Origin of the sequence: Flavobacterium sp. DSP2-3-1, from assembly GCF_049896865.1 — a bacterium.
Taxonomy (GTDB): Bacteria; Bacteroidota; Bacteroidia; order Flavobacteriales; family Flavobacteriaceae; genus Flavobacterium.
This window is the reverse complement of sequence record NZ_JAFCVD010000001.1, coordinates 283350-306837: the sequence shown is the minus strand read 5'-3', so window position 1 is coordinate 306837 and position 23488 is coordinate 283350. Positions and strand designations below refer to the sequence as shown.

At 35.2% G+C, this 23488-nt stretch carries 24 protein-coding genes and 1 pseudogene; 9 read left to right on the top strand and 16 right to left on the bottom strand.

The annotated features are described in order from the left end of the window. Positions 1 to 16: 16 nt before the first annotated feature. Positions 17 to 955: pseudogene (locus ACP7AT_RS01480) on the bottom strand (2-hydroxyacid dehydrogenase); the annotation flags it as partial. A 144-nt stretch (positions 956 to 1099) separates the two neighbouring features. Here ACP7AT_RS01480 and nhaA point away from each other — a divergent pair. Further along, entirely contained in the window at positions 1100 to 2263 is a 1164-nt protein-coding gene (gene nhaA / locus ACP7AT_RS01475; RefSeq protein WP_426062591.1) for a Na+/H+ antiporter NhaA, read from the top strand. Positions 2264 to 2375: 112 nt separating this feature from the next. On the opposite strand, the gene ACP7AT_RS01470 is transcribed toward nhaA, so the two are convergent. Next, on the bottom strand, positions 2376 to 2756 hold the full coding sequence (locus ACP7AT_RS01470) for a Dabb family protein (protein WP_426062590.1): 381 nt from the start codon (positions 2754 to 2756) through the stop codon (positions 2376 to 2378). A 152-nt stretch (positions 2757 to 2908) separates the two neighbouring features. After that, positions 2909 to 3316, bottom strand: a complete 408-nt coding sequence (locus ACP7AT_RS01465; protein WP_426062589.1) for an MFS transporter — start codon at positions 3314 to 3316, stop codon at positions 2909 to 2911. 418 nt (positions 3317 to 3734) lie between these two features. Between ACP7AT_RS01465 and ACP7AT_RS01460 the strand changes: the two genes are divergently transcribed. After that, positions 3735 to 4184, top strand: coding sequence for a PA2169 family four-helix-bundle protein (locus ACP7AT_RS01460; RefSeq protein WP_426062588.1), 450 nt, complete (start codon positions 3735 to 3737; stop codon positions 4182 to 4184). A gap of 258 nt (positions 4185 to 4442) precedes the next feature. Here the strand turns inward: ACP7AT_RS01460 and proC are convergent, their stop codons facing one another. The 12 genes from proC to ACP7AT_RS01400 form a co-directional block, all read right to left on the bottom strand. Further along, positions 4443 to 5219 (bottom strand): pyrroline-5-carboxylate reductase, encoded by a 777-nt coding sequence (proC, locus tag ACP7AT_RS01455; protein ID WP_426062587.1) that lies wholly within the window; start codon positions 5217 to 5219, stop codon positions 4443 to 4445. A 240-nt stretch (positions 5220 to 5459) separates the two neighbouring features. Continuing rightward, positions 5460 to 6812 carry a magnesium transporter gene (mgtE, locus tag ACP7AT_RS01450; RefSeq protein ID WP_426062586.1) on the bottom strand — a complete coding sequence of 451 codons (1353 nt, stop codon included), beginning with the start codon at positions 6810 to 6812 and terminating at the stop codon, positions 5460 to 5462. Then, positions 6802 to 7581 (bottom strand): 16S rRNA (adenine(1518)-N(6)/adenine(1519)-N(6))-dimethyltransferase RsmA, encoded by a 780-nt coding sequence (gene rsmA / locus ACP7AT_RS01445; protein ID WP_426062585.1) that lies wholly within the window; start codon positions 7579 to 7581, stop codon positions 6802 to 6804. Before rsmA ends, mgtE begins: the two co-directional genes overlap by 11 nt. Positions 7582 to 7622: 41 nt before the next feature. Further along, positions 7623 to 8102, bottom strand: a complete 480-nt coding sequence (locus ACP7AT_RS01440; RefSeq protein WP_426062584.1) for a nucleotidyl transferase AbiEii/AbiGii toxin family protein — start codon at positions 8100 to 8102, stop codon at positions 7623 to 7625. A gap of 1 nt (position 8103) precedes the next feature. Beyond that, positions 8104 to 8286, bottom strand: coding sequence for a hypothetical protein (locus tag ACP7AT_RS01435; RefSeq protein ID WP_426062583.1), 183 nt, complete (start codon positions 8284 to 8286; stop codon positions 8104 to 8106). A 2-nt stretch (positions 8287 to 8288) separates the two neighbouring features. Further along, positions 8289 to 8603 carry a DUF4286 family protein gene (locus ACP7AT_RS01430; protein WP_426062582.1) on the bottom strand — a complete coding sequence of 105 codons (315 nt, stop codon included), beginning with the start codon at positions 8601 to 8603 and terminating at the stop codon, positions 8289 to 8291. Between the two features lie 69 nt (positions 8604 to 8672). Further along, positions 8673 to 10448, bottom strand: coding sequence for a tetratricopeptide repeat protein (locus tag ACP7AT_RS01425; protein ID WP_426062581.1), 1776 nt, complete (start codon positions 10446 to 10448; stop codon positions 8673 to 8675). 55 nt (positions 10449 to 10503) lie between these two features. Then, positions 10504 to 11085 (bottom strand): TIGR00730 family Rossman fold protein, encoded by a 582-nt coding sequence (locus ACP7AT_RS01420; protein WP_426062580.1) that lies wholly within the window; start codon positions 11083 to 11085, stop codon positions 10504 to 10506. A gap of 29 nt (positions 11086 to 11114) precedes the next feature. After that, complete coding sequence (serS, locus tag ACP7AT_RS01415) at positions 11115 to 12386, bottom strand: serine--tRNA ligase (RefSeq protein ID WP_426062579.1); 1272 nt, start codon at positions 12384 to 12386, stop codon at positions 11115 to 11117. 222 nt (positions 12387 to 12608) lie between these two features. Then, positions 12609 to 13148 (bottom strand): DMP19 family protein, encoded by a 540-nt coding sequence (locus ACP7AT_RS01410; RefSeq protein ID WP_426062578.1) that lies wholly within the window; start codon positions 13146 to 13148, stop codon positions 12609 to 12611. A 123-nt stretch (positions 13149 to 13271) separates the two neighbouring features. Beyond that, positions 13272 to 13430, bottom strand: a complete 159-nt coding sequence (locus ACP7AT_RS01405) for a hypothetical protein (RefSeq protein WP_426062577.1) — start codon at positions 13428 to 13430, stop codon at positions 13272 to 13274. A gap of 99 nt (positions 13431 to 13529) precedes the next feature. Further along, entirely contained in the window at positions 13530 to 14660 is a 1131-nt protein-coding gene (locus ACP7AT_RS01400; RefSeq protein WP_426062576.1) for a DinB family protein, read from the bottom strand. 330 nt (positions 14661 to 14990) lie between these two features. Here ACP7AT_RS01400 and metG point away from each other — a divergent pair, with 330 nt between their 5' ends. The 5 genes from metG to ACP7AT_RS01375 all read left to right on the top strand — a co-directional run bounded on the left by metG (position 14991) and on the right by ACP7AT_RS01375 (position 20906). Further along, entirely contained in the window at positions 14991 to 17051 is a 2061-nt protein-coding gene (gene metG / locus ACP7AT_RS01395) for a methionine--tRNA ligase (RefSeq protein ID WP_426062575.1), read from the top strand. Between the two features lie 175 nt (positions 17052 to 17226). Continuing rightward, positions 17227 to 17817 carry a transposase gene (locus ACP7AT_RS01390; protein ID WP_426062574.1) on the top strand — a complete coding sequence of 197 codons (591 nt, stop codon included), beginning with the start codon at positions 17227 to 17229 and terminating at the stop codon, positions 17815 to 17817. 62 nt (positions 17818 to 17879) lie between these two features. After that, positions 17880 to 18563: an HAD family hydrolase gene (locus tag ACP7AT_RS01385; protein ID WP_426062573.1), complete on the top strand. Its 684-nt coding sequence runs from the start codon at positions 17880 to 17882 to the stop codon at positions 18561 to 18563. Positions 18564 to 18841: 278 nt separating this feature from the next. Continuing rightward, positions 18842 to 20098, top strand: a complete 1257-nt coding sequence (locus ACP7AT_RS01380; protein WP_426062572.1) for an OmpA family protein — start codon at positions 18842 to 18844, stop codon at positions 20096 to 20098. 178 nt (positions 20099 to 20276) lie between these two features. Continuing rightward, entirely contained in the window at positions 20277 to 20906 is a 630-nt protein-coding gene (locus ACP7AT_RS01375) for a CatA-like O-acetyltransferase (RefSeq protein ID WP_426062571.1), read from the top strand. 83 nt (positions 20907 to 20989) lie between these two features. Here ACP7AT_RS01375 and ACP7AT_RS01370 read toward each other — a convergent pair whose 3' ends face one another. Beyond that, on the bottom strand, positions 20990 to 21322 hold the full coding sequence (locus tag ACP7AT_RS01370) for a single-stranded DNA-binding protein (RefSeq protein ID WP_426062570.1): 333 nt from the start codon (positions 21320 to 21322) through the stop codon (positions 20990 to 20992). Positions 21323 to 21507: 185 nt separating this feature from the next. On the opposite strand from ACP7AT_RS01370, the gene ACP7AT_RS01365 reads away from it, so the two are divergent. After that, entirely contained in the window at positions 21508 to 23037 is a 1530-nt protein-coding gene (locus tag ACP7AT_RS01365; protein ID WP_426062569.1) for a GNAT family N-acetyltransferase, read from the top strand. Continuing rightward, on the top strand, positions 23034 to 23384 hold the full coding sequence (locus ACP7AT_RS01360) for a hypothetical protein (RefSeq protein WP_426062568.1): 351 nt from the start codon (positions 23034 to 23036) through the stop codon (positions 23382 to 23384). Before ACP7AT_RS01365 ends, ACP7AT_RS01360 begins: the two co-directional genes overlap by 4 nt. The last annotated feature ends 104 nt before the right edge of the window (positions 23385 to 23488 follow it).

The window sequence follows — 23488 nt, the reverse complement described above, 5'->3', positions numbered from 1 at the left end:
CTTTGGCTTTACCGAAATATTTAGTTTTTATCTTATCTACAATTACTTGAGCCAATCGCTGGTGACTTTCAAATGTCCAACCGGCAACATGCGGCGTCAAAATTACATTCTTGGCTTTCAACAAATATTGAAAAGCTTCTGGGGTGTGGTTATCATTAAAAAGAGTCTCGAAAGACAATTTCTCGTATTCCAAAACATCCAAACCAGCACCGAGAATTTTATCAGATTGCATGGCCGCAACCAAATCGGCAGTAACAATATTCTTACCGCGAGATGTATTTATAATCCAAAAGGGTTTAGTAAATCCATTGATAAAATCACTGTCAACCATTTTATCCGTTTCGGGAGTCCACGGAATATGCAAACTTACGACATCCACTTTTTGCTGAAATTCTGCTAGTGAAAGTTGCTTCGCATTAGCATCACCTACATTTTCCTTAATATCGTAACACAACACTTTGACATCAAAACCACGAAGTTTTTTTGCAAAAGATTTTCCCATGTTTCCGTAACCAATAATTCCCACCGTTTTACCGTCGAGTTCATGACCGCGATTGCTTTCCCGGTTCCAGTGTCCTGTACGTATCTCGCTGTCGGCTTGGTTTAATTTATTAAAAAGTGACAAAATCATTCCCAATGTATGTTCGGCAACCGCATTTCTGTTTCCTTCCGGAGCCGCGATCAGCGTGATGTTTTTGGATGTCGCATATTCACAATCGATACTCTCTAATCCTGCTCCCACGCGCGCAATAAATTGCAAATTAGTGGCTTTGTCCAAAAATGTTTTGTCAATCTTGAATCGGCTCCGAATTACAATCCCTTGATAGTCTTGAATTTTAGCTTCGATTTGTTCTTTTGAAGAATTGAAATCACTGTGATTTATAAATCCGGAATGCTGTAATTGATCCCAAAGTACGGGATGATTGCTGTCTATGTGAAGGATTTTGATGTCCATAATTGTTCGGTTTTTGATACTTCAAATTAACAAAAAAATTACGGTTTATTGTTTTAACAGCGGAGATTAAAGTTGTAATTTGTAAATTAGCCTTCCGAATTTTTTATTATAGACCTCATGCTCATAATAAATAAAAACCAAAAAATGAAATTAACAAAAACATTCAAAGCTTTTTTTGAAAGTGAAAAAGCAGGTGGCCTATTATTACTTTTTGTTACGATACTCTCTCTTTTATTAGCCAATTCTCCAATTCAAACCGGCTACATTGCGTTTTGGGAAACCAATATTGGCAGCCATTCGATAACGCACTGGATTAATGATGGTTTAATGGCTATATTCTTTCTTCTCATCGGTTTAGAATTAGAACGCGAAATGTATCAAGGAGAATTATCCAGTATTCAAAATGCGGCTTTACCCATTTTTGGAGCCTTGGGCGGCATGGTTTTCCCAGCAGGAATCTTTTTACTGCTGAATTTTGGAACTAGTACACAAAATGGAGCCGGAATCCCTATGGCGACCGACATTGCATTTGCTATTGGTATTCTGTCCCTTTTAGGAAATCGCGTGCCTACATCACTGAAAGTGTTTCTGACTGCGCTTGCCGTAATCGATGATTTAGGTGCCATTGTGGTAATTGCCATATTTTACACAGACACGATTGCTTATATGAATTTGCTTATTGCTTTTGCCATTATGGGCGGTTTGTTTATCCTGAACCGAAGAAAAGTACACAGCCTGATTCCTTATTTGATTGGCGGAGCGGCGATGTGGTATTTCATGTTAAATTCTGGGGTTCACGCGACGATAACCGGAGTATTATTGGCCTTTGTGATTCCGTTTGGAAATGGTGACAAAAAAACATCTTCGTACCGATTACAGCATTTTTTACACAAACCAGTTGCCTTTTTTATTCTTCCTTTGTTTGCTATAGCAAATACTTGTATTGCCATAAAATCAGATTGGTATGAAGGCTTGAATCATCCCAACACGATTGGAATTATGCTAGGCCTCGTGGTTGGAAAACCATTAGGGATATGGTTGTTTTCGTTTCTTGCTGTGAGTTTAGGGATTTGTACGCTTCCAAGAGATCTAAGATGGAGCAGTATTCTGGGCGCAGGAATGCTGGGCGGAATAGGTTTCACGATGTCTATTTTCATAACCTTGCTTGCTTTTAAAAACGACGGAGAAGAAGTAATTATCTATTCTAAAATTGCAATTTTGATTGCTTCCTTTATTGCAGGAACTGTTGGTTTCTTATGGTTGAAATTTAGTTTGAAATCCAGGAAAGCAAAAAAAATAACCAAATAGTATATAATCTAACTCCATTTTTACAAGAAAAAAGCCTCGTTTAAGAAGCAGCAAACGAGGCTTTTTTAGTTTATTTAAAAGCTATCTCCATGATACTGATTGTATCTTCCTTTTACTTATTAACCCAATAATCAACTACGGTGACTTTCTCTGGTGACGGACTTAAAACAGCTATAAAAGCTTTATGAGCCGGATGAATCAAATACGCATCTCTATCCGATTCACTCTTAAAAGTCAAAACAAAACAATGAGTCAAACCACTATTTAGGTTTTCAGGACTGTTATTGATTCCCCATTCATAGGCTTTGATTAATTTTATTTTATGTTCCAAATTCCCAAAAGCAGTTACCACTTTGTCAATTGCTGCGGCATCTGTTCCCGGTTTCCAACCAAACATAACCACATGCCTGAGCAGTTGTTTTTGTTTGTTTTGCTGGGCATTTACGGTATAACTTGAAATTAAAATAAGCGCTAATAAGAGTAGTTTTTTCACGGTAGTTTTTTTTCAAATATAGGATTTATTTGAATGTTTTACACGAAAACGATATGTTCATATTTATGAAGCTTTAGTAAAAAAATTGCGCAACGTCAAAGATATTTGCGCAGCTTGTATGATAAACACTTTGTAAAAAAGCCTAATTGCAGTTATATTGCTTTAGATAACGCACTAATAATTCTATTTTCTGTTGGTCTTAAAAATAAAAGATATACTATTATCAAAATTCCAAGTATCAATAAATCTTGTTTTAAAAACAAAATAAATAAGGCTGAACCTTCAAGAATGGCCCACCGAATAATTGAAGCGGTCTGGTAAATAGGCAGATTCTCTTCAGGTTTTAGTTTAAAGTCAAATTGCTTAAGTTGCAATTGAAATAAAAAATTGCTCAGAAAAAAAGCTAAAATTGGGATAGAAAAATATATCAAATTTGAGGAATCAATAAACTCTATTTTTAAACTTTCAATTGAAAGATGTCCAATAAATAAATAGGCAATTACTGTTCCCGCGCAAATAGCAAGATGAATAATTTGAAGTACTTTAATTTTCTCGTTCATTTTTTTTGATTTTAAAATTTAGTTCCCGCAGACGTAAATTCAGAGACATTTGAGCAGCTTGTATGATGAGCATTTTGCGGAGCAGGTAATTTTTTCAAATATAAGATTTATTTTATAAAATTAATTTACAATTAAAAGTAGTAAAAAAGAAAAACAAAACTTTACAACTTCCACATTTAAATAAAAAAACAAAATGATTACTGATTTTTGATTGTTGATGTAAAGTATTATACGAGTTAAAATGTATTGAATTCACAATTAAAACTTTTTACTACAGCATGTCTTACATTCTGTTTGTCAAATACTTAACAATGTGTGAATGTTGCAAATTTAAAAAAAAATTGTGTAAAAGTTTTATTGTAGAGTATACTGATATTTGTGTAAGTGAAAATTAATTCTCTTAATAAATACCAAAAAGATGAACACTGATAAAGCAATTGACACGTTAAATTCGTTAATCCAAATCAACAACGATAGAATTATAGGTTACGAAACTGCTTCAAAAGAGGCTGATGAAACAGATTTGAAAACATTGTTTTCTCATTTTACTGAAACAAGTCTAAAATGCAAATCAGAACTTGTTGCGGAAGTAAAAAGATTAGGTGGAACACCTACAGAAGGAACAACTACATCCGGTAAATTATTTAGAGTATGGATGGATATCAAATCTGCTATGACAGGTAGCGACAGAAAAGCGATAATTAATTCATGTGAATATGGAGAAGAAGCTGCCCTTGAAACCTACGATGACGCGTTAAGTCACGATGAAGATTTATCCGCGGAACAACTGGTGATGATTAAACAACAACATGCTGCTGTAAAAGCAAACTACCAAAAAATAAAAGATTTAAGCAATCTTATGGCTTAAATTTTTGTTTAAGGAAACGGGCAATAGTCAAAATGCAATTTACTAACCCGTTGGTCGAACTTATTTCAAATAAAAAATATTGCTTAGCTGTTAATCAAGATACTAATTTTCAGAATCTTGATTAACAGCGAAGTAATTTCTATTTGGAGTTTTATAGATAATTCTTTTTAGACTTTTAAAGATTGCATGGTCAGCACGGCAGACCGGCACGCATTATTTAACTAATAATTTGAGGAGCAGGACCAGCCCAAACGACACTTAACCTTTAATTTGTTTCAAGGACGTTTTAATTCCTCGTATCAATGACGAACTGAATCCGTGCATTTCCATTTCATTCAATCCCGCAATCGTACAACCTTGTGGTGTGGTGACACGGTCAATTAACTGTTCCGGGTGTACTTTTTCTTCCAAAAGCATTTCGGCAGCGCCTTTTACGGTTTGTGCAGAAATGGCTAAAGCAGTTTGCCAGTCAAATCCTATTTCGATTCCGGCTTGCATCGAAGCGCGAATGTATCGCAATGCAAAAGCAGTTCCGCTGGCCGCGAGGACCGTTGCAGCATCCATTAATTTTTCGTCTATAATAGGAGCAGTTCCCAAACTCTGAAAAAGAGAAACTACTTCTTGAGCCTTTTCTTTGTCTTTTTCATGAAACGCAATACAAGTAGCTGATGCGCCAAACTGTGCCGCAATATTGGGCATGATTCGGATCGCACTATTAGCGGTACCAATTTTGTTTTGTAAATTTTCGATTGATAATCCACTCACGGCCGAAGCGATAATTTTATTGGAAATTACAGGGAGAATTTCGGCTAAAACGGCATCTACTTGGTACGGTTTTATCGTCAAAATAATAACATCAGCTTCTTGAATCTGATGGGTATTGTTAGTGGAAACCGTAGCACCTGATTTTTCGAGATACAGAATGCTGGAGGTGTTTCTTCGGGTTATCGTAACTTGATTTTCTGGTGAAAATTTTGATAGTCCTAATGCGATAGAAACGCCTAAATTTCCTCCGCCAATGATGTGTACTTTCATGCTGGTTGTAGTTTTCCTCTCCCCAACCCTCTCCAAAGGAGAGGGAGCCAATATGGGAAAGTGTTAGTTTTTATTGAATTTTTTAGATTCTTTTATAAAAATTAGAATCTAATTTACTTTTGATTCCTATCGTCTATAGTCTTATTTTTTATTCCGTTTTACTTCACAAAAAATTAAAATAACGATTTAAAATTGTCCTTACAATTTCTTTCCTTTTTGTTCTCTATTCTTGTTTCTTTCTTAAAACCCCAAAATCATTTTTGCTATCGAAAAATAAATCAGAATTCCGCAAATATCATTGCTCGTTGTAATGAACGGTCCGGTTGCCAGCGCGGGGTCAATTCCAAATTTATCCAGCAATAACGGAATAAAAGTTCCTATTAACGAGGCAATTATAATTACAGACATTAATGCTATAGTCACAATAATCCCAATGATGAATTCGACATTCAACAGAAAATGACTTCCTAAAAATAATATCGTAGCCAGAATTACTCCGTTTAATAAACTTAGTGAAACTTCTTTGATCAATCTATTAAACAAGGATCCGCTCAATGAATTGTTTGCCAAGCCCTGCACAATAATTGCCGAAGATTGCACCCCTACGTTTCCTGCCATAGCGGCAATAAGTGGCGTGAAAAAGAATAAATTTCCGTGCAGAAGCATCGCTCCTTCAAACAACCCCAACACTCTTACGGTGATGAATCCGCCCAAAAGCGCCAAAACCAGCCAAGGCAATCGTGCTTTTGTATGTTCAAAGATGCTGTCATCCGCTTCAACGTCTTGGGAAATACCCGCCGCTAATTGATAATCCTGATCGGCTTCGTCTTTTATTACGTCTACAATGTCATCAATAGTAATTCTTCCTACTAATCGTCCCATTTCGTCTACGACAGGAATAGCTTCTAAATCGTACTTTTGCATGATCCGGGCCACCTCAACATCTTCAGTATCTACTTTTACGGAGTTTAGTTTTCGGATGTAAACATCATTAATTGGTGTTCTGGAAGAGGTTGTCAATAAGTCCTTTAGCGACAAACGTCCTTTCAGTCGGTCTTCATCGTCCACCACATAAATCGAATGGACTCTGGAAATATTTTCGGCCTGAATGCGCATTTCTTTTACACAAGTAAGCACATTCCAATTTTCATTGACTTTAACCAATTCCTTGTGCATAATTCCACCTGCGGTATCTTCGTCATAACGCAATAAGTCAACAATATCTTTGGCATGCTCAACATCTTGAAGTTCTGATATTACTTCGGCTTTCAAATCTTTAGAAAGCTCCGCAATAATATCGGCCGCATCATTCGTTTCCAGCTCATCTAATTCTTCCGCAATCTCTTTTGCTGAAAGCCTGCTTAATATATTCTCCCGCAAATCATCTTCCAGTTCAAGAAGAATTTCGGCGGTTTTTTCACTGTCTAAAACTTTAAAAATATAGGTCGCTTCATTAAAATCAAGCTCATCGAGAATTTCAGCAATATCAGCATGGTGCATGTCATTCAATAATACTTCCAGTTGTTGGTCGTTTTTATTTTGAATGAGTTGCTCTAATTCCTGAATTAATTCTTTGCTGATTTTAAACTCCATCGGCTTCTATTTTTTGGGTAAGTTCTATGAACTGTTCTACATTTAATTGTTCTGGTCGAAGGTTGAAAATTTCGTCTTCTCTCAAACTATCCGACAAATTTAAGGTTTTTAAACTATTTCGTAACGTTTTGCGTCGTTGTTGAAAAGCCGTTTTCACTACGGTAAAAAACAATTTTTCGCCGCAAGGCAAACTGTAATCTTTCTTCCTGCGCAAACGTAAAACTCCTGATTTTACCTTTGGCGGCGGAATAAAAACATTCTCATCTACTGTAAATAAATATTCGGCATCATAAAAAGCCTGAACTAAAACCGATAGAATTCCATACGCTTTTGTTCCCTTTTTTTCACAAATACGTTGCGCAACTTCTTTCTGGAACATTCCTGCAAATTCCGGGATCTGGTCGCGGTATTCCAAAGTTCTGAACACAATTTGTGTCGAAATATTATAAGGAAAATTACCAATTATAGCAAATTGTTTTTCTTCAAAAGTTTCATTAATATCATACCTTAAAAAATCTTTAGATATGATTCTGTCTTTTAATTTTGGATAATTTTGGTCCAAATACGTCACTGATTCCGAATCGATTTCAATAACGTAGGTGTTCACTGGCTTCTCCAACAAATATTTTGTCAAAACTCCCATTCCCGGACCTATCTCTAATATATCCTCATATCCTTCTAAGTTCAAGGTGTCAGCAATGTCTTTTGCAATGCTTTCGTCTTTCAAGAAATGTTGTCCGAGGTGTTTTTTGGCTGTTACTTTTTCCATGTTTATGCTGAATATTTTCAGTATTTTTTATTTAGCTAATTTTATTGGTCTTTATTTATTTCTCGCAATTGCTGAATATCCAATAAATCCTTAGGTCTGTTTGCTTTAATTTTGCTTGTTATTAAATCTTCCAATGACAGTACATTCCATTTTAAAAAAAGATTGTCATTCACTTCTACTTCCTCGCTATTTTTAAATGCTTCTGCAAAAGTTTTGTTTACGGAAAATTTTGTGATTAATTCTAAATCCAAGTCTACAGGAGAGAATTTAACGGATATATTTTGTTCTTGTTTTTTTACATTTTCTGGAAAATCATCAATTTCATATCCCATATCATTAAAAACGGCTACTAATTTTTTAAAGTTTTCATCCGTTGTCTCTATCCAAAAATCGACGTCTGCGGAGTGGCGCTGGTATCCATGAAAATTTACCGCACCTCCGCCCACCATTAACATTCTTACTTCATGTTTATTGGCAATAGAAATAAATTGATTGATGTTTTCTTCCCATTTTTGAAACATATCAGTTTGCTTTTAGTTGAATAATAAAATTCGAATTACTGTCTTTTTTATACTTCATTGGAAATTGATTAACCTTTTCCATCAAACGCAAAAATTGATAAAAACGTTCTGCTTTGGACAATTTCAAAAAATCCTCCAATTGTTTTCTGTTGCTTTCTTCTTTGGTTTGAAAATAGAGTTCCATGACTATTTATAATCAGCAATCAATTCCAATTCCGTTCTAAACGCCAGCATTTTATCTCCAAATAATTTCAATCCTTCTTCACGAAAAGCCGGTGCATCTTCCTGGTAATATTTCTCCAAAGTTTCTTTACTCTCTGTGGCATATTGAACCGAATAGGTCACTCCGCCCATTTCTTCTTCAATTAAAACCCGCACCATTCTTGCGGAAGAGAATTTCCCTGTAGCCAGAATTTCAGGAATATGCTTGTGCTGCATCCAAATCATCCATTGATCGTGAACGCTTTCGTGTATGTTTGTGGTAACGTTGTATAGTATCATTTTTAAATGTTTAGTCGTTGATTTGTTTAATTGGTTATTCGTATAAACAAATAACCAATTAACCCTTTTTTATAAATTAGTATCGCCTCGCAATTGTCTGAATTTCTTCCTCGCTTCCACAAAATAAATACTGTCCTGATGATGGAACAATACTTTTTCATACAACGGCTTCGCTTCTTCAGGAATCAATTGCTTGTTATAAATTTCTGCAGAAAAATACAACGCTTCATCTATATAAATTCCGTCGCTATGTTGGTCGATAATAGTCTGGTATTGGCTTAAAGCCAAAGCAAAATCGCCTTTCTTTTCATATATTTTTCCTAATCGCAACAAGGTCACAGCTTCTATTTCTTGTCCTTTGTGGTTTTTCAAAATCGATTGAAACTGTGTTATAGCTTCCTGATTTCTGTTTTGATACAACAGATAATCTCCTTTTGCAAATTGCTTCAAAGCTGTTTGTGTCGAATCTGCTACGGTATTGTCGTTAATTAACAAAAAATATTCTAAAGCATCATTGGCGATCAACTGCGTATTGGCTGATTTCAATTCCTTGAATTGTTTCAACGCCCACGCAAAATCGGTTTTGAAATAACTGGTTTTTGCGGCTTTCAAACTGGCTTCATGCGCCATTACATCATTTTTTAAATCCAATTCAATTTGCGAATAATAGATTAAAGCCTGATTGAATTTTTCTTCGTAAAGCAAAATATCGGCCAGTTCCATTTTGGCATTAGCCACTTCATAATCATTCAATTGCAATTCCAGCGCTCGCTTGACTATTGCCTTTCCTTCCTCAGGTTTTTTTAAATTAAATGCCGTGAAATGTGCCTGAATCAGCTGCAAAGATAAGGTAAAAGGACTTAGCCCAAACTGTTTCAACAAACCGTCTAATGACGTACTGATGGCTGCAAAATCTTTTTCAGATGCTTTTTCAATTCTCATTGTTACCAAATAAGAATTCGCTTGGATAAGCAATTCCAAATCTTGTGTATTTTCCAATACAAAACTTAAAATTTCTTTAGCTGCTTCTTGATTCTCGTCTTCAATTGCCAATTGCCCTAAATTTACAATGTTAGCAAGCGATTCTGAATTACGTTTATAAATGGCTTTTTCCTGAATAAATGCTTTTTCGAATTCTTTTTGTTGGACATAAAACCAACTCAAATAATGATTCCAAAACAGATCTTGATTTTTTTGGGTTCTTACAATCAGCGCCTTTCTTAATATTTCATTGAAGTTTGCGTCACCTTCATCCATCATAAAACGAACCAGCTGATTTTGGATTCTAATGGAATTTTGAGGATTGGCATATGCCTCATCCAGAAACGTAGAAATCATCATTTCCATATTGGATAATTGACCGTAAAGCAATCCAATTTGATAATTAAAATTAAAATTTTTATCAAGTTCTGAAGCGGTTTGATACGATTTTAGCGCATATTCGAGCAACACTTTTCTCTCAAAAGCGTTGGAAATTCCGTAAACATCATTTGGATTTTTTTTGATTCGGTCTAACGCCTGTTCGTAGTAAATTTTGGCTTTAGCTTCATTTTTTTGCAACTGAAAATTGTATCCTAATTCTACCAGAAGATTTCCTTGATTGTATTTTTCAAGTCGTTGTTGAATGGCTTTTTCGGCGCTTTCAAACTGCTGTAATTGCTGAGAACAATCTATTATTCTTAAAAAATACTGTGAATTTTGTGGAATCTCGTGCAGCAACTCTTCATAACTGATTATCGCTTTCTCAAAATCGCCTTTATCATAATAATACTGCGCCAATTGTTCGTTTTGAGCAAACGCAAATAGCGATAAAAACAGGTGTATTAAGAGAACGATTTTTTTCATTTTTTTATCTGTTTTTCTCATTCAGATTTAGGTTTTTGAATACACATTCGTGTCTTTATTCATTTCCTTTTTTAATCCATTTTCCAACCTCCGGCGCTGTGTAATTTTCCATTTTGCTCAATAAGTCTTCCGCATTATCACTAACCAAAATCATCTTTTGATTGATTTCTTTTAAAAAACCGCTGTCGACCATTTTTTGGATGAATTGCAATAATAAATCATAAAATCCATCAACGTTTAAAATCCCAATTGGTTTCTTATGAAGTCCGAGTTGCCCCCACGTCAGCATTTCGAAAAACTCCTCTAAAGTTCCAAATCCACCAGGCAATGCAATTACGCCATCGCTTAATTCATTCATTCTGGTTTTTCTTTCGTGCATACTTTCTACAATAATTAATTCTGTCAAATTATCGTGAGCAACCTCTTTAGACATCAAAAAACGGGGTAAAACACCAAATACTTTTCCGTTTTCGCTCAAAACACCATCTGCAACTGCACCCATTAGACCAACTTTTGCGCCACCATAAACCAAATCGATGTTCTTCTTAGCCATTACCTGTCCCAGCAAAATAGCTTGAACCTCGTGATTTTTTTCATTCCCAAAACTGGAGCCACAGAACACCGTAATTCTTTTCATCAACAAAATGTTTTTCAGTAATGTTATGTTTAATTTATAATATCAAACCCGCAATACTGACGCAATACTTCCGGGATTACGATTCCTTCCGGACTTTGATAGTTTTCTAAAATTCCTGCCAAAACTCTTGGCAAAGCTAGTGCACTTCCGTTTAAGGTGTGTGCCAATTGGTTTTTTCCATCTTTATCTTTGAAACGCAATTTCAAACGATTTGCTTGAAAAGTCTCAAAGTTAGAAACTGAACTGATTTCCAACCAGCGATCTTGCGCGGTAGAAAACACTTCGAAATCATAGGTCAAGGCTGCCGTGAAACCCATATCACCACCACAAAGACGCAATATTCGATATGGTAATTTCAATTCTCGAAGAATATTTTTAACGTGTTCCACCATTCCGTCCAAAGCTTCATACGATTTATCTGGATGTTCTACACGAACAATCTCGACTTTGTCAAATTGATGCAAACGGTTTAATCCGCGTACATGCGCGCCATAAGAACCTGCTTCTCTGCGGAAACATGGCGTGTACGCCGTCGTTAAAACTGGCAATTCATTTTCGTTTAAGATAACATCACGAAACAAGTTAGTTACCGGAACTTCAGCCGTTGGAATTAAATATAAATCATCGGTTTTATCATGGTACATTTGCCCTTCTTTGTCTGGCAATTGTCCCGTTCCATAAGCCGATGCTTCATTTACCATGTGTGGAACCTGAACTTCATTGTATCCTGCAGCGGTATTTTTATCCAAAAAATAATTGATCAAAGCACGTTGCAACTTGGCTCCTTTTCCTTTATACACCGGAAATCCTGCTCCAGTAATTTTTACTCCAAGTTCAAAATCGATAATATCGTATTTTTTTACTAATTCCCAATGAGGTTGCGCTCCTTCGTGCAAAACTGGAATCTCCCCTTCTTCAAAAACGTTTAGGTTTTCCTCTGGTGTTTTCCCAGCAGGAACAATATCTGCCGGAAGATTGGGTAATGTGTATAATTTTTCCAAAAGTTCAGCAGCAAGTACATCAGCACTTTCAGATAATTTCTTGCTTTTCTCTTTCAATAAAACTGTTTTTTCCTTTAGAATTGAGGCTTTCGATTTCTCTCCAGCTTTCATCAATTCACCAATATCTTTGGATAATTTATTAGATTCGGATAAAATTCCGTCTAACTCCACTTGCGTAGCGCGACGTTTTTCATCTAGTTGTACCACTTCTTCAACAACACTTGTAGCATCGATGTTTCTCTTTGCCAAAGCGGTGATTACTTTTTCTTGATTCTCTCTAATAAATGCAATTTGTAACATATCCTGATTTTTTAAACGCTAACTTGTATAATAATGGTAGCAAATTTAAGGAAATGTTTGCTAGAAATGGGACAAAAAATTAGTCCAAAGTAGAAAGTCATAAAGTCACAAAGTCAAGCTTAAGGAAATAACCTTATTTAGTCACCCTTAATTTAAATATAATATCATGTTGAAAAGACAATGGAGTACAATAGAAAATACCTTTAAGACTTTTGACTTAGTTTAGTCTCTTTTTATCTCATGACCCACAAATTCTTCCAAGACGGCAAACATGTCATCTACAGAAAGCACTTCAAAATCGGGGTGGGTTTTCAAGAAATTAGCATTCAAAGTAACCAAATTCTCTTCTATTTCGAAAAAAGCGTCGTTGTTGAGTAAATCTCGGATAGGATTTACGCCTTCCAGTTTCCCTTTCAGGAATTTATTAAGCTTAACACTGCTCATCAATTTTACTTTTTTGGATTGCTGTTGAAATAAGTCCAAATGCTTTTCGGCGCCAATCAAAGCCAAACCCTCTTCTATTAATTCGTTTAGCTCCTTATCCCAACCCGAATTGTATACAAATTGAGGAAAATTTCCTTCGGTATATTGTGATGTGTAATAATCTAAATAATAACTCATTATGGCATCTTCGTGAATCAAATCATCGTTTACGCCTTCCTCACGCATTAAGTTGATTACTGAAATATTAGAGTGAATTACATCTTGGAGATTTTCACTGTTCATTGCTGTTTCTGAAATAATTATTCTACCGAATTCCATTTATTTTGTATTTGAATATGTGCTGCAAATTTCGGGTAAAATAGTGAGGAATCGAAATGTTTTTTTAGCCACGGATTGCACAGATTAGCACAGATTGATTAGCGTTACTATTCAATTGACATTCTATTCGTCACTAGTCTTTTTCTGATTCATTTTTGTCACTAAAGCTTTCAAACGCATCGCTTTTTCTTTTTTTTCTTCTTGAAGTTTAGTCTTTTTCCGATTCAGCAATTTGGTATGTAAAGCCTTATTTTTGGTATTTTTTTCGGGTCCTTTTGTCATAATTTACAGTCTTTATTAATTCCGTTTGTAAAGATGAAAAAAGCCACATTAATAACGTGGCTTTCCTAATTGACGTACTATTGATAAAATTTTATTACTTTAGTTTTTAATCTTTTGTTGTAAATCCACTGCCATTTGCGGCGGAATCCTTTTCTTTAAAAATAAAATTTGCCCTAAATGACTGGATTGGTGTTCCATAACATGAAACCAACAATACTGGTTTGTTACACCATATCTTTTTTGCTCTGTAGCAAACCAAGCATCATCTTTCTTTTTTAGCTCAGTTATCGTTTTTGTTCTAACTTCATTATATAGATCTAAATAATACTGTATGTCATGCCCTTTTATCTCATTGCGACCACCCTTATCTAAATCTAAAGCCAAACCCCATTTTTTCTTTTCTTCTGGGTTAAATTCTCTGTTTTCAAAGGTTACAACTTGATAATAAGCCTCGGCTGCCGCTAAATGCATTACCAAAGCCCCAATCCTATTAGCTTCTTCATCATGTAAATAATCAATTTCGTATTTATCCATATTTTTGACTGTGTTTTCAACACGGTCTTTTAAATCTTCAAGCATCGAAATCATTGCGCCAATTTGAGGTGAAGCTCCTTCAACATTACCAATCTTTCCAGTCTCTTTTATTTTTATACCACTTCCCTCGATCAATAACCCCAACTTTCCATCAACGTTACTTTTATCAGATATAATTTTATATTCTTTTACTTTGACTATTTTGTTTTTGGATATTCCTAAGTCCCATTTTGGAATATCACCATTCTTTACAGGAGTTTCAAAACTGGCATTTAAAACCGTAATTGGTTCAAAAATGCCTTTTTCATTTTCAATAAGCAATTCAAATTTATCGAAATAGAATTTTCCATTATATAAACACAAGCCACCAAAACTTAATGATTTAGTATTAGCATCGATAATTCCTTCAACAGTATAGGATTGCCAAGCTTTTGCTTTAATTGGTCTATCATTCATGTTATCAAAAAAGCCATCTTCTTCATTTTTGGTATCTACTCTAGCCCAAACCCCAGCCCAAGCCATAGGTTCTTCGGACTCCACTTTTACAGAGGCAATTACTTTAAACTTTTTTGACACGGCAGTTTGAATGGCTATAGTTTGGTTAAAAGAAGTCCAATCGCTGGAAACTTCTTTTTGAATCTGAGAATAAACAGAAAAAACACATAAAAACAGTGACAGTATCGTTATTTTTTTCATTTTAATAAATAGTTGAATTTAATTGTAAGCGTTTAGATTTAAAATACTTTGGTAAAAAAAAATGTAAATATAATACTATTTTTTAGAGTTTTATATTGCTGATCCTAAGTTTTTGAATCTTTCAGTATTGTTAGATAACTAAATATGCTTAGCGTAAAAAGTTGTCACCATACGAAATCTTTTAGCCCCGATGGCAGTGAAAATCCTTTCTATTTTTTCTTTAAAAATAGAAAGATTGCAACGGATAGCGGGAAATAGCTCCAAATAAAAATTCTATTGCTTATTTTTGCAGCTCGTTCTGAATTAATTTCAGAATCTAAAAATAATTTTATGATACAGAATCCAAAAAGATATACGATTACAGCTGCATTGCCTTATACGAACGGACCGATTCACATTGGCCATTTGGCGGGTGTTTACGTGCCTTCGGACATCTATTCCAGATATTTAAGATTGCAGGGAAGAGACGTTTTGTTTGTTTGCGGAAGTGACGAACACGGCGTGGCAATTTCGATGAAAGCTAAAAAAGAAGGCATTACGCCACAGGAAGTAATCGATAAATATGATGGAATTATCCGTAAATCGTTCTCTGATTTTGGAATTTCGTTTGATAATTATTCAAGAACTTCGGCCAAAATCCATCATGATACGGCTTCGGAATTTTTTAGAAAATTGTATGAACAAGGTGATTTTATTGAAGAAGTAACCGAGCAATTGTATGATGCGAAAGCAGACCAATTCTTAGCAGATCGTTTTGTGGTGGGAACTTGCCCAAAATGTGGTAACGAAGAAGCCTACGGCGATCAATGCGAAAAATGTGGTTCGACTTTGAACGCTACGGATTTGATAAATCCAAAATCGACCATTACGGGAGAAACTCCGATTATGAAATCAACGAAACACTGGTTTTTGCCTTTGGACCGTTATGAAGATTTCCTGAAAGAATGGATTCTCGTTGGACATAAAAACGATTGGAAACCGAATGTTTACGGGCAAGTAAAATCATGGATTGACGGCGGATTAGAACCTCGCGCGGTTACTCGTGACCTCGATTGGGGAATTGACGTTCCTGTTGAAGGTGCTGAAGGTAAAAAATTATACGTATGGTTCGATGCGCCAATTGGCTATATTTCTTCTACCAAAGAATGGGCTTTTCGCGAAGGAAAAGATTGGGAACCGTACTGGAAAGATCGGGATACAAAACTGGTTCACTTTATTGGGAAAGATAATATTGTTTTCCATTGCATAATTTTCCCGGCGATGTTGAAAGCTGAGGGAAGTTATATTTTACCGGACAATGTGCCTGCTAATGAGTTCTTGAATTTAGAAGGAAATAAATTGTCGACGTCTAAAAATTGGGCGGTTTGGCTTCACGAATATTTGGAAGAATTCCCAAATCAGCAAGATGTTTTGCGTTATGCGTTGACCTCAAATGCACCGGAAACGAAAGATAATGATTTTACCTGGAAAGATTTTCAGGCGAGAAATAATAATGAGTTAGTAGCGATTTACGGGAATTTCATTAATCGTGTCGTGGTTTTAACCAATAAGTATTACAACGGAATTGTTCCGCAACCAAATGTGCTATCAGAAGTTGATGAACAAACTCTCGCTGAATTAAAAGCGTATCCCGCTGTGATTTCAAGCTCTCTGGAACGTTACAGATTCCGTGAAGCGTTGAGCGAATTGATGAATGTGGCCCGTTTGGGAAATAAATATTTGGCCGACGAAGAGCCTTGGAAAGTCATTAAAGACAATCCGGAGCGCGTGCAAACGCAAATGTATGTGGCGTTGCAAATTGCGGCTGCGTTAAGTTCACTTTGCGAGCCATTCTTGCCATTTACAGCCAAAAAATTATCAAGAATTCTGAAAATAGAAAGTCCATTGAACTGGAACACTATTGCTCAAACTTCTGATTTGATTCAAGCGGGACACCAAATTGGCGAGGCGGAATTATTATTTGCCAAAATTGAAGACGAGGAAATTCAAAAACAAATAGACAAACTAGAAGCGACTAAAACAGCCAACAAGGCAGAGAATAAAGTAGCAGAACCACAGAAAGAAGCGATTCAATTTGAGGATTTCGCCAAAATGGACATCCGTACAGGAACGATTCTGGAAGCCGAAAAAATGCCGAAAGCGAACAAACTTTTGATTTTGAAAATAGATACCGGAATTGACGTGCGTACCATCGTTTCTGGAATTGCGGAGAGTTTCAAACCAGAAGATATTGTAGGGAAAAAAGTCACTGTTTTAGTGAATTTGGCTCCAAGAAACCTTCGTGGCGTAGAAAGTCAGGGAATGATTTTGATGACAACTAATACCGAAGGAAAATTAGTGTTTGTAAATCCAGATACCGATGGAGTTGCGAATGGGGAGATGATAAATTAAACATTTATATATCCACGATTACGTAGAGACGTTGCATTGCAACGTCTCTACTGTTTTAACCAAGAACCATTCAGAAATTATATAAAAAATTATTATATTCGTTATCATCAACATACAGGAGACGGCAGTCGTTGCAATGCAACGTCTCTATCTGATAAATACGAACGAAAATAATATGAATACCAAATTCCAAAATAAATACCGCATCCCCTCTGCCCGATTGAAAAATTGGGATTATGGAAATAACGGTGCCTATTTTATAACGATTTGTACTTCAAACCGGGAACATTTTTTTGGCGAAATCGTTTTGGGCAATGATGAAAATGAAATGCAGTTGAATGAAATCGGAAAATTGACGGATCAATTTTGGGCAGAAATCCCCAAACATTTCCCATTTGTTGAATTGGGAAATTATGTCATTATGCCGAATCACATTCATGGAATATTGATAATTGACAAAAAAAATGTTGTTGAATCAAATACCGTTGTGGAAACGTTACATTGCAACGTCTCTACAGATAATACAGATATTGTAATAATAAATGAATCAATGTCAAAAATTTCTCCTAAACGAGGAACGATTTCCACCATAATTCGTTCCTACAAATCGGTGATAACCAAAAATGCACATTTTATCCATGCTGATTTTGAATGGCAAGCACGTTTTCATGACCATATTATTCGTGATTCCGAATCATTTGAGAGAATACAAAATTATATAGAAACCAATCCTGAAAAGTGGAAAGAAGACAAATTTTACAACTAAACTAATTGAAATTATAATTCAGAAGTAACTTTTGTAATTATACCCAAAAAACATAACACACCATGAATCTAAAAATAATAGCTTTCGACGCTGATGACACCTTATGGATCAACGAAACGTATTTTGATGAAACCGAGCAGAAATTCTGTGGTTTAATGGAAGATTATCTGTCCCATCAAGGGATTTCCAAAGAATTATTTAAAGTAGAAATTGATAATTTAAAATTGTACGGATACGGAATAAAAGGCTACATTCTCTCGATGATTGAAGCAGCCATGAATATTTCAAATAATACCATTCCTATTGAAATCATCGAAAAAATCATTCAATACGGAAAAGAATTACTCGAAAAACCGATTGTTTTATTAGAAGGCGTCGAGGAAACTTTAGCAGCTTTACACGGAAATTATAAATTAGTGGTTGCCACCAAAGGCGATTTATTAGACCAGCGAAGAAAATTACACAATTCGGGTTTGGGTCATTACTTTCACCACATCGAAGTGATGTCAGACAAGCAACAAATTGATTATTCCGATTTAATAAAACGATTGGAAATACAACCGGAAGAATTTTTAATGATTGGAAATTCCTTGAAATCTGATGTTTTACCAGTTTTGGCCATTGGCGGACACGCCGTTCATATTCCGTTTCATACAACTTGGGCACACGAAAAAATTGACCATAAAGTGGAGCATGAAAACTTCAGTGCTTTCGAAAAAATCACGGAGGTTTTAAGACAATTATAAAACACTAAATCTGCTATCAAAAACAAAAAAATAAGTGCCTGTTAATCAGACATTTGAAATTCTGACGAACGATTAAAAAGCAGGATTGTATTCTAATTCGCCATAAAAATTTTTAGATTTTAAAAAAAAAATTCTTCTGATCTTGCAAATAATTCAATAAAAACTCTTTTTGAACCCTATTTGTATAAAATTACAACAAATTCTTATATAATTTACTCTTTTTCGTAAATCTAACGATTTTGTGTAGTAAATTTGCCGAAAATTAAAATTTTCCCAAAATGAAAAAAATTATACTTACGTTAGTTTTTGCTTCAGCGATTACTACAATGAGTGCTCAGACAGAAACTGTAAAAAGTACTGAAAACGACTATAATAAATGGTCTATTGAAATTGCAGGTGGTGTTAACAAAACACAACGACCAATGACTGCTGGTTATTTTACTTCTACGCCAAGTCCTTTCGTGGCTGATCTTGGAGTTAGATATATGTTTAATAACAAATTTGGTTTGAAAGCTGATCTTGGAATGAACAGTTTTGAAGGAAAAAACAATTCAATTGATTTCGACACTAAATATTACAGAGCAGACTTACAAGCCGTTGCTAACTTAGGAAGAATCATGAACTTTGAAACTTGGACCAATACACTTGGTTTAATCGGTCATGCTGGTTTTGGTTTAGCGCAATTAGAAGATCAAAATTCTGCATTGAAAGACAGAATGGGTAACTTCATTGCTGGTATAACAGGTCAAATCAAACTATCAAATAGAATTGCTTTGACAGGAGATTTCACAACTATCCTTAATGCTGCTCAAGATGCTGCTTTTGATGCTGCAAGTACTCGTAGCGCAAGAGGATTTTCAGGAATTCTTTTTAACGGTACTGTGGGTTTAACAGTTTACTTAGGTAAAAACGAAAAACATGCTGACTGGGTGATTGACAATGAAGGTAGATTCGACGCAATTGACCAAAGATTTATGGCTATTGAAAATAAAATGTTAGACACAGATAAAGATGGTGTAGCTGATTATTTAGATGAAGAAGCTAATACTCCTGCAGGTGCAATGGTGGATACAAAAGGTAGATCAATTGATAAGAACAGCAACAATGTTGCTGACGATACTGAAGCATACATCTTGAAAAATTATGCTGGAAATACTGGTGACGGTTCTGTTATCTACAATAACGATTTGATCAAAAGTTTAATCAACGGTGGTTATGTTGCTGTTTATTTTGATTACAATAAGTCTACTCCAACAAATGTTTCTACAGAAGGTACAGATTTTATCTTGACATATTTAAGAAACAATCCTACTGCTACAGTTGACATTATTGGTCACGCTGACGAATTAGGTAGATCAGAATACAATGATAAATTATCTGCTGCAAGAGCAAATAATGTAAAAAATACTTTGATAAAAGCTAATGTTGACGCGTCAAGATTGAATGTTGTTGCTGCTGGTGAAGACACTTCAGTTGATAAAGATTCAGACGCTGCAAGAAAATTAGTTAGAAGAGTTACTTTCAGAGTAAAATAATTATTTCTCCATATTCTATAAAAACCCTAAAAGAAATTTCTTTTAGGGTTTTTTTATGTCTTTTTGTTTCGATTTGAAAAACATTTGCTCAGTTCCTTAAAACAAAAATTCCAAAAAAACGGATTTATGATTCAAAACATTAGCAGTACTTTTGAAAAATAAATAAAATTATCCCATTTTGAGAACCCTTTTAGATATAGAAAATTGGTCAAGAAAAGAACACTTCCATTTTTTCAGACAATTTGAAGAACCCTTTTTTGGCGCCACTGTCGAAATTGATTGTACCAAAGCCTACACAACTGCAAAAGCATTGAAAGCTTCCTTTTTCAGTTACTATTTACATAATACATTGATCGCAGTGAATACGATTGAATCGTTTCGCTATCGAATTTCAGACAACAATATATATGTTTGTGACCAAGTAAATGCTTCAGCGACTATTGGTCGGGAAGACGGGACGTTTGGTTTTTCATTGATTGAATACAATTCTGATTTTTCGGTTTTTGCAACAAACACTTCTAACGAAATCGAACGTATTCAAACTACAACCGGACTCTTTACCCGATCATTTGACGATGATAATGTCATTCACTTTTCGGCGATTCCGTGGTTAGATTTTACCTCTTTATCCCACGCAAGAAGTTATACTTTTCCGGATAGTTGTCCTAAAATTTCGTTTGGAAAAATGAAAATTGCTGACAACGGCAAAAAAACCATGGCAATGTCAGTTCATGTTCATCACGGATTGATGGATGGTTTTCATCTCGGACAATTTGTGGATTGTTTTCAGGAATTAATGAACCAATAAAAGCGTTCAATTTTTGTTAAAAAAAAGTCCCGGTTTGCAGTAAAATTTAGCTGCAAACCGGGACTTACTATCGGGAACTGATTTTATTTTCCTAAAAGCATTACCTCATTAACCACTACTTCGGTGACATATCTTTTTTCGCCATTTTTATCGTCGTAACTTCTGTGGGTTAGTTTTCCTTCGATAGCAATTTCTTTTCCTTTGGTAACATACTTTTCTATAATTTCTGCCGTTTTCCCCCAAGCCACTAATTTGTGCCATTGGGTTTCCTCTACTTTTTCTCCTTTTTCGTTTTTGTAGCTTTCATTAGTTGCTAATGTAAAATTGGCCAACTTTTTTCCTCCGTCAAATGATTTGATTTCCGGATCATTCCCAACGTGTCCAATTAACTGTACTTTGTTTCTTAATGTACTCATGGCGTGTAAAATTTAAATATTAGTGTATATAAGTTATTTGTTGAATTGTTCTTTCAAATCAACACTGCAAAGATGCGCTTACTGTCAAAAAGTATTCGGTTGCTAACTACTTACTTTCGGTTGTAACTATTTGTAAACGTTTGTAAATGGGAAAATTTATATATATTTGATAAAATAAAATTTTTATGCAAACCAAAATAAACAAAGTAGAGTTACGAAATCTGAAATTTGATGACTATAAAGAGTTAAAAAACTCTATGGTAGAATCGTACAAGGAAATGGTAGGTTCTTACTGGAGAGAACATCATATTGAAAAATTATTAAGCCTTTTTCCCGAAGGTCAACTGGTAATTTTGGTAGATGGAAAAGTAGTTGGTTCTGCTTTGTCTCTAATTGTTGACGAAAGTTTAGTAGATAAAAACCATAATTATTCGGACATAACCGGAAAATACACCTTCTCTACTCATAACCCAAAAGGAGATGTTTTATACGGAATAGATGTTTTTATTCATCCAAATTACAGAGGACTACGCCTTGGAAGACGATTATACGACGCCCGAAAAGAATTGTGTGAACAATTGAATTTGAAAGCAATTGTTTTTGCCGGCAGGATTCCAAACTACGGACAACATGCAGGAACACTCACTCCTAAAAATTATATCGAAAAAGTAAAAAGGAAAGAATTGCATGACCCTGTTCTTTCTTTTCAGTTGAGTAACGATTTTCACGTGATCCGAGTACTTAAGAATTACTTGGAAGGCGACTCAGATTCTAAAGAATTTGCCGTTTTGCTGGAATGGAATAACATTTATTACGACGAAAGTCCAAAACTGATAAACCTCGCAAAAAGCGTAATCCGATTGGGACTCGTTCAATGGCAAATGCGTCAATTGAATAATCTAGAAGCTTTATTCGAACAATGTGAATTTTTTGTAGATGTTGTTTCTGGTTACGGAAGCGATTTCGCCTTATTTCCGGAATTGTTCACGGCTCCATTGATGGCGGATTACAACCATTTATCGGAAGCGGAAGCCATACGCGAATTAGCCAAACATGCAGAACCTGTTCGCAAACGCTTTCAGGAATTAGCCATTTCTTATAATATCAACATCATCACGGGAAGCATGCCTTACCTGGAAAATGGTACGTTATACAATGTTGGTTTTCTTTGTAAAAGAGACGGGACTTCTGAAATGTATGCTAAAATTCACGTCACTCCAAACGAAGTACAGCATTGGGGAATGACAGGCGGATCACAAATTAAGACTTTTGATACTGATTGCGGAAAAATAGGCATCATGATTTGTTATGATGTTGAATTCCCTGAATTATCCCGATTAATGGCGGATGAAGGAATGAACATTTTATTCGTTCCGTTCTTGACTGATACTCAAAATGCCTACACCAGAGTCAAACATTGCGCGCAGGCCAGAGCGATTGAAAATGAATGTTATGTTGCCATAGCTGGCTGTGTGGGTAATCTCCCAAAGGTGAACAACATGGACATTCAATATGCGCAATCCGCAGTATTTACGCCTTCTGATTTTGCCTTTCCAAGTAACGGAATCAAAGCTGAAGCAACTCCAAATACGGAGATGACACTGATTGTCGATGTAGATTTAGATTTACTGAAAGAACTTCACGAGCACGGAAGTGTTCGAATTCTAAAAGATCGTAGAACTGACTTATACGACATCAAAAAAATCAATCCATGAATAAAACCTGCTTAGAATGCGAAGAAAAAATTGTAGGCCGTGAAGACAAAAAGTTTTGTAGCGACGGCTGTCGTAACGCTTTCAATAATAAAATAAACAAAGACAGTACTAATTTTATGCGCAACATCAACAACAAGTTGCGCAAAAATTATCGCATTTTATCTGAAATTAATACTGACGGAAAATCAAAAACCACACGGACAAAACTCCTAAGCAAAGGTTTCGATTTTGAATTTTTTACCAATATTTTACAAACCAAAACTGGAAATACCTACTATTTCCTATATGACCAAGGGTATATGCTTTTGGACAATGATTTTTATATGATAGTCAAAAAAGATATTTAACACCAGATCTCCCCCCCAAATCTACCTAACTAAAAATGAAAAAAGATTATTCCTCCATTTTTGCCGGTTTATTTATCCTAGGAACTCTAGGATTGATTTACTTA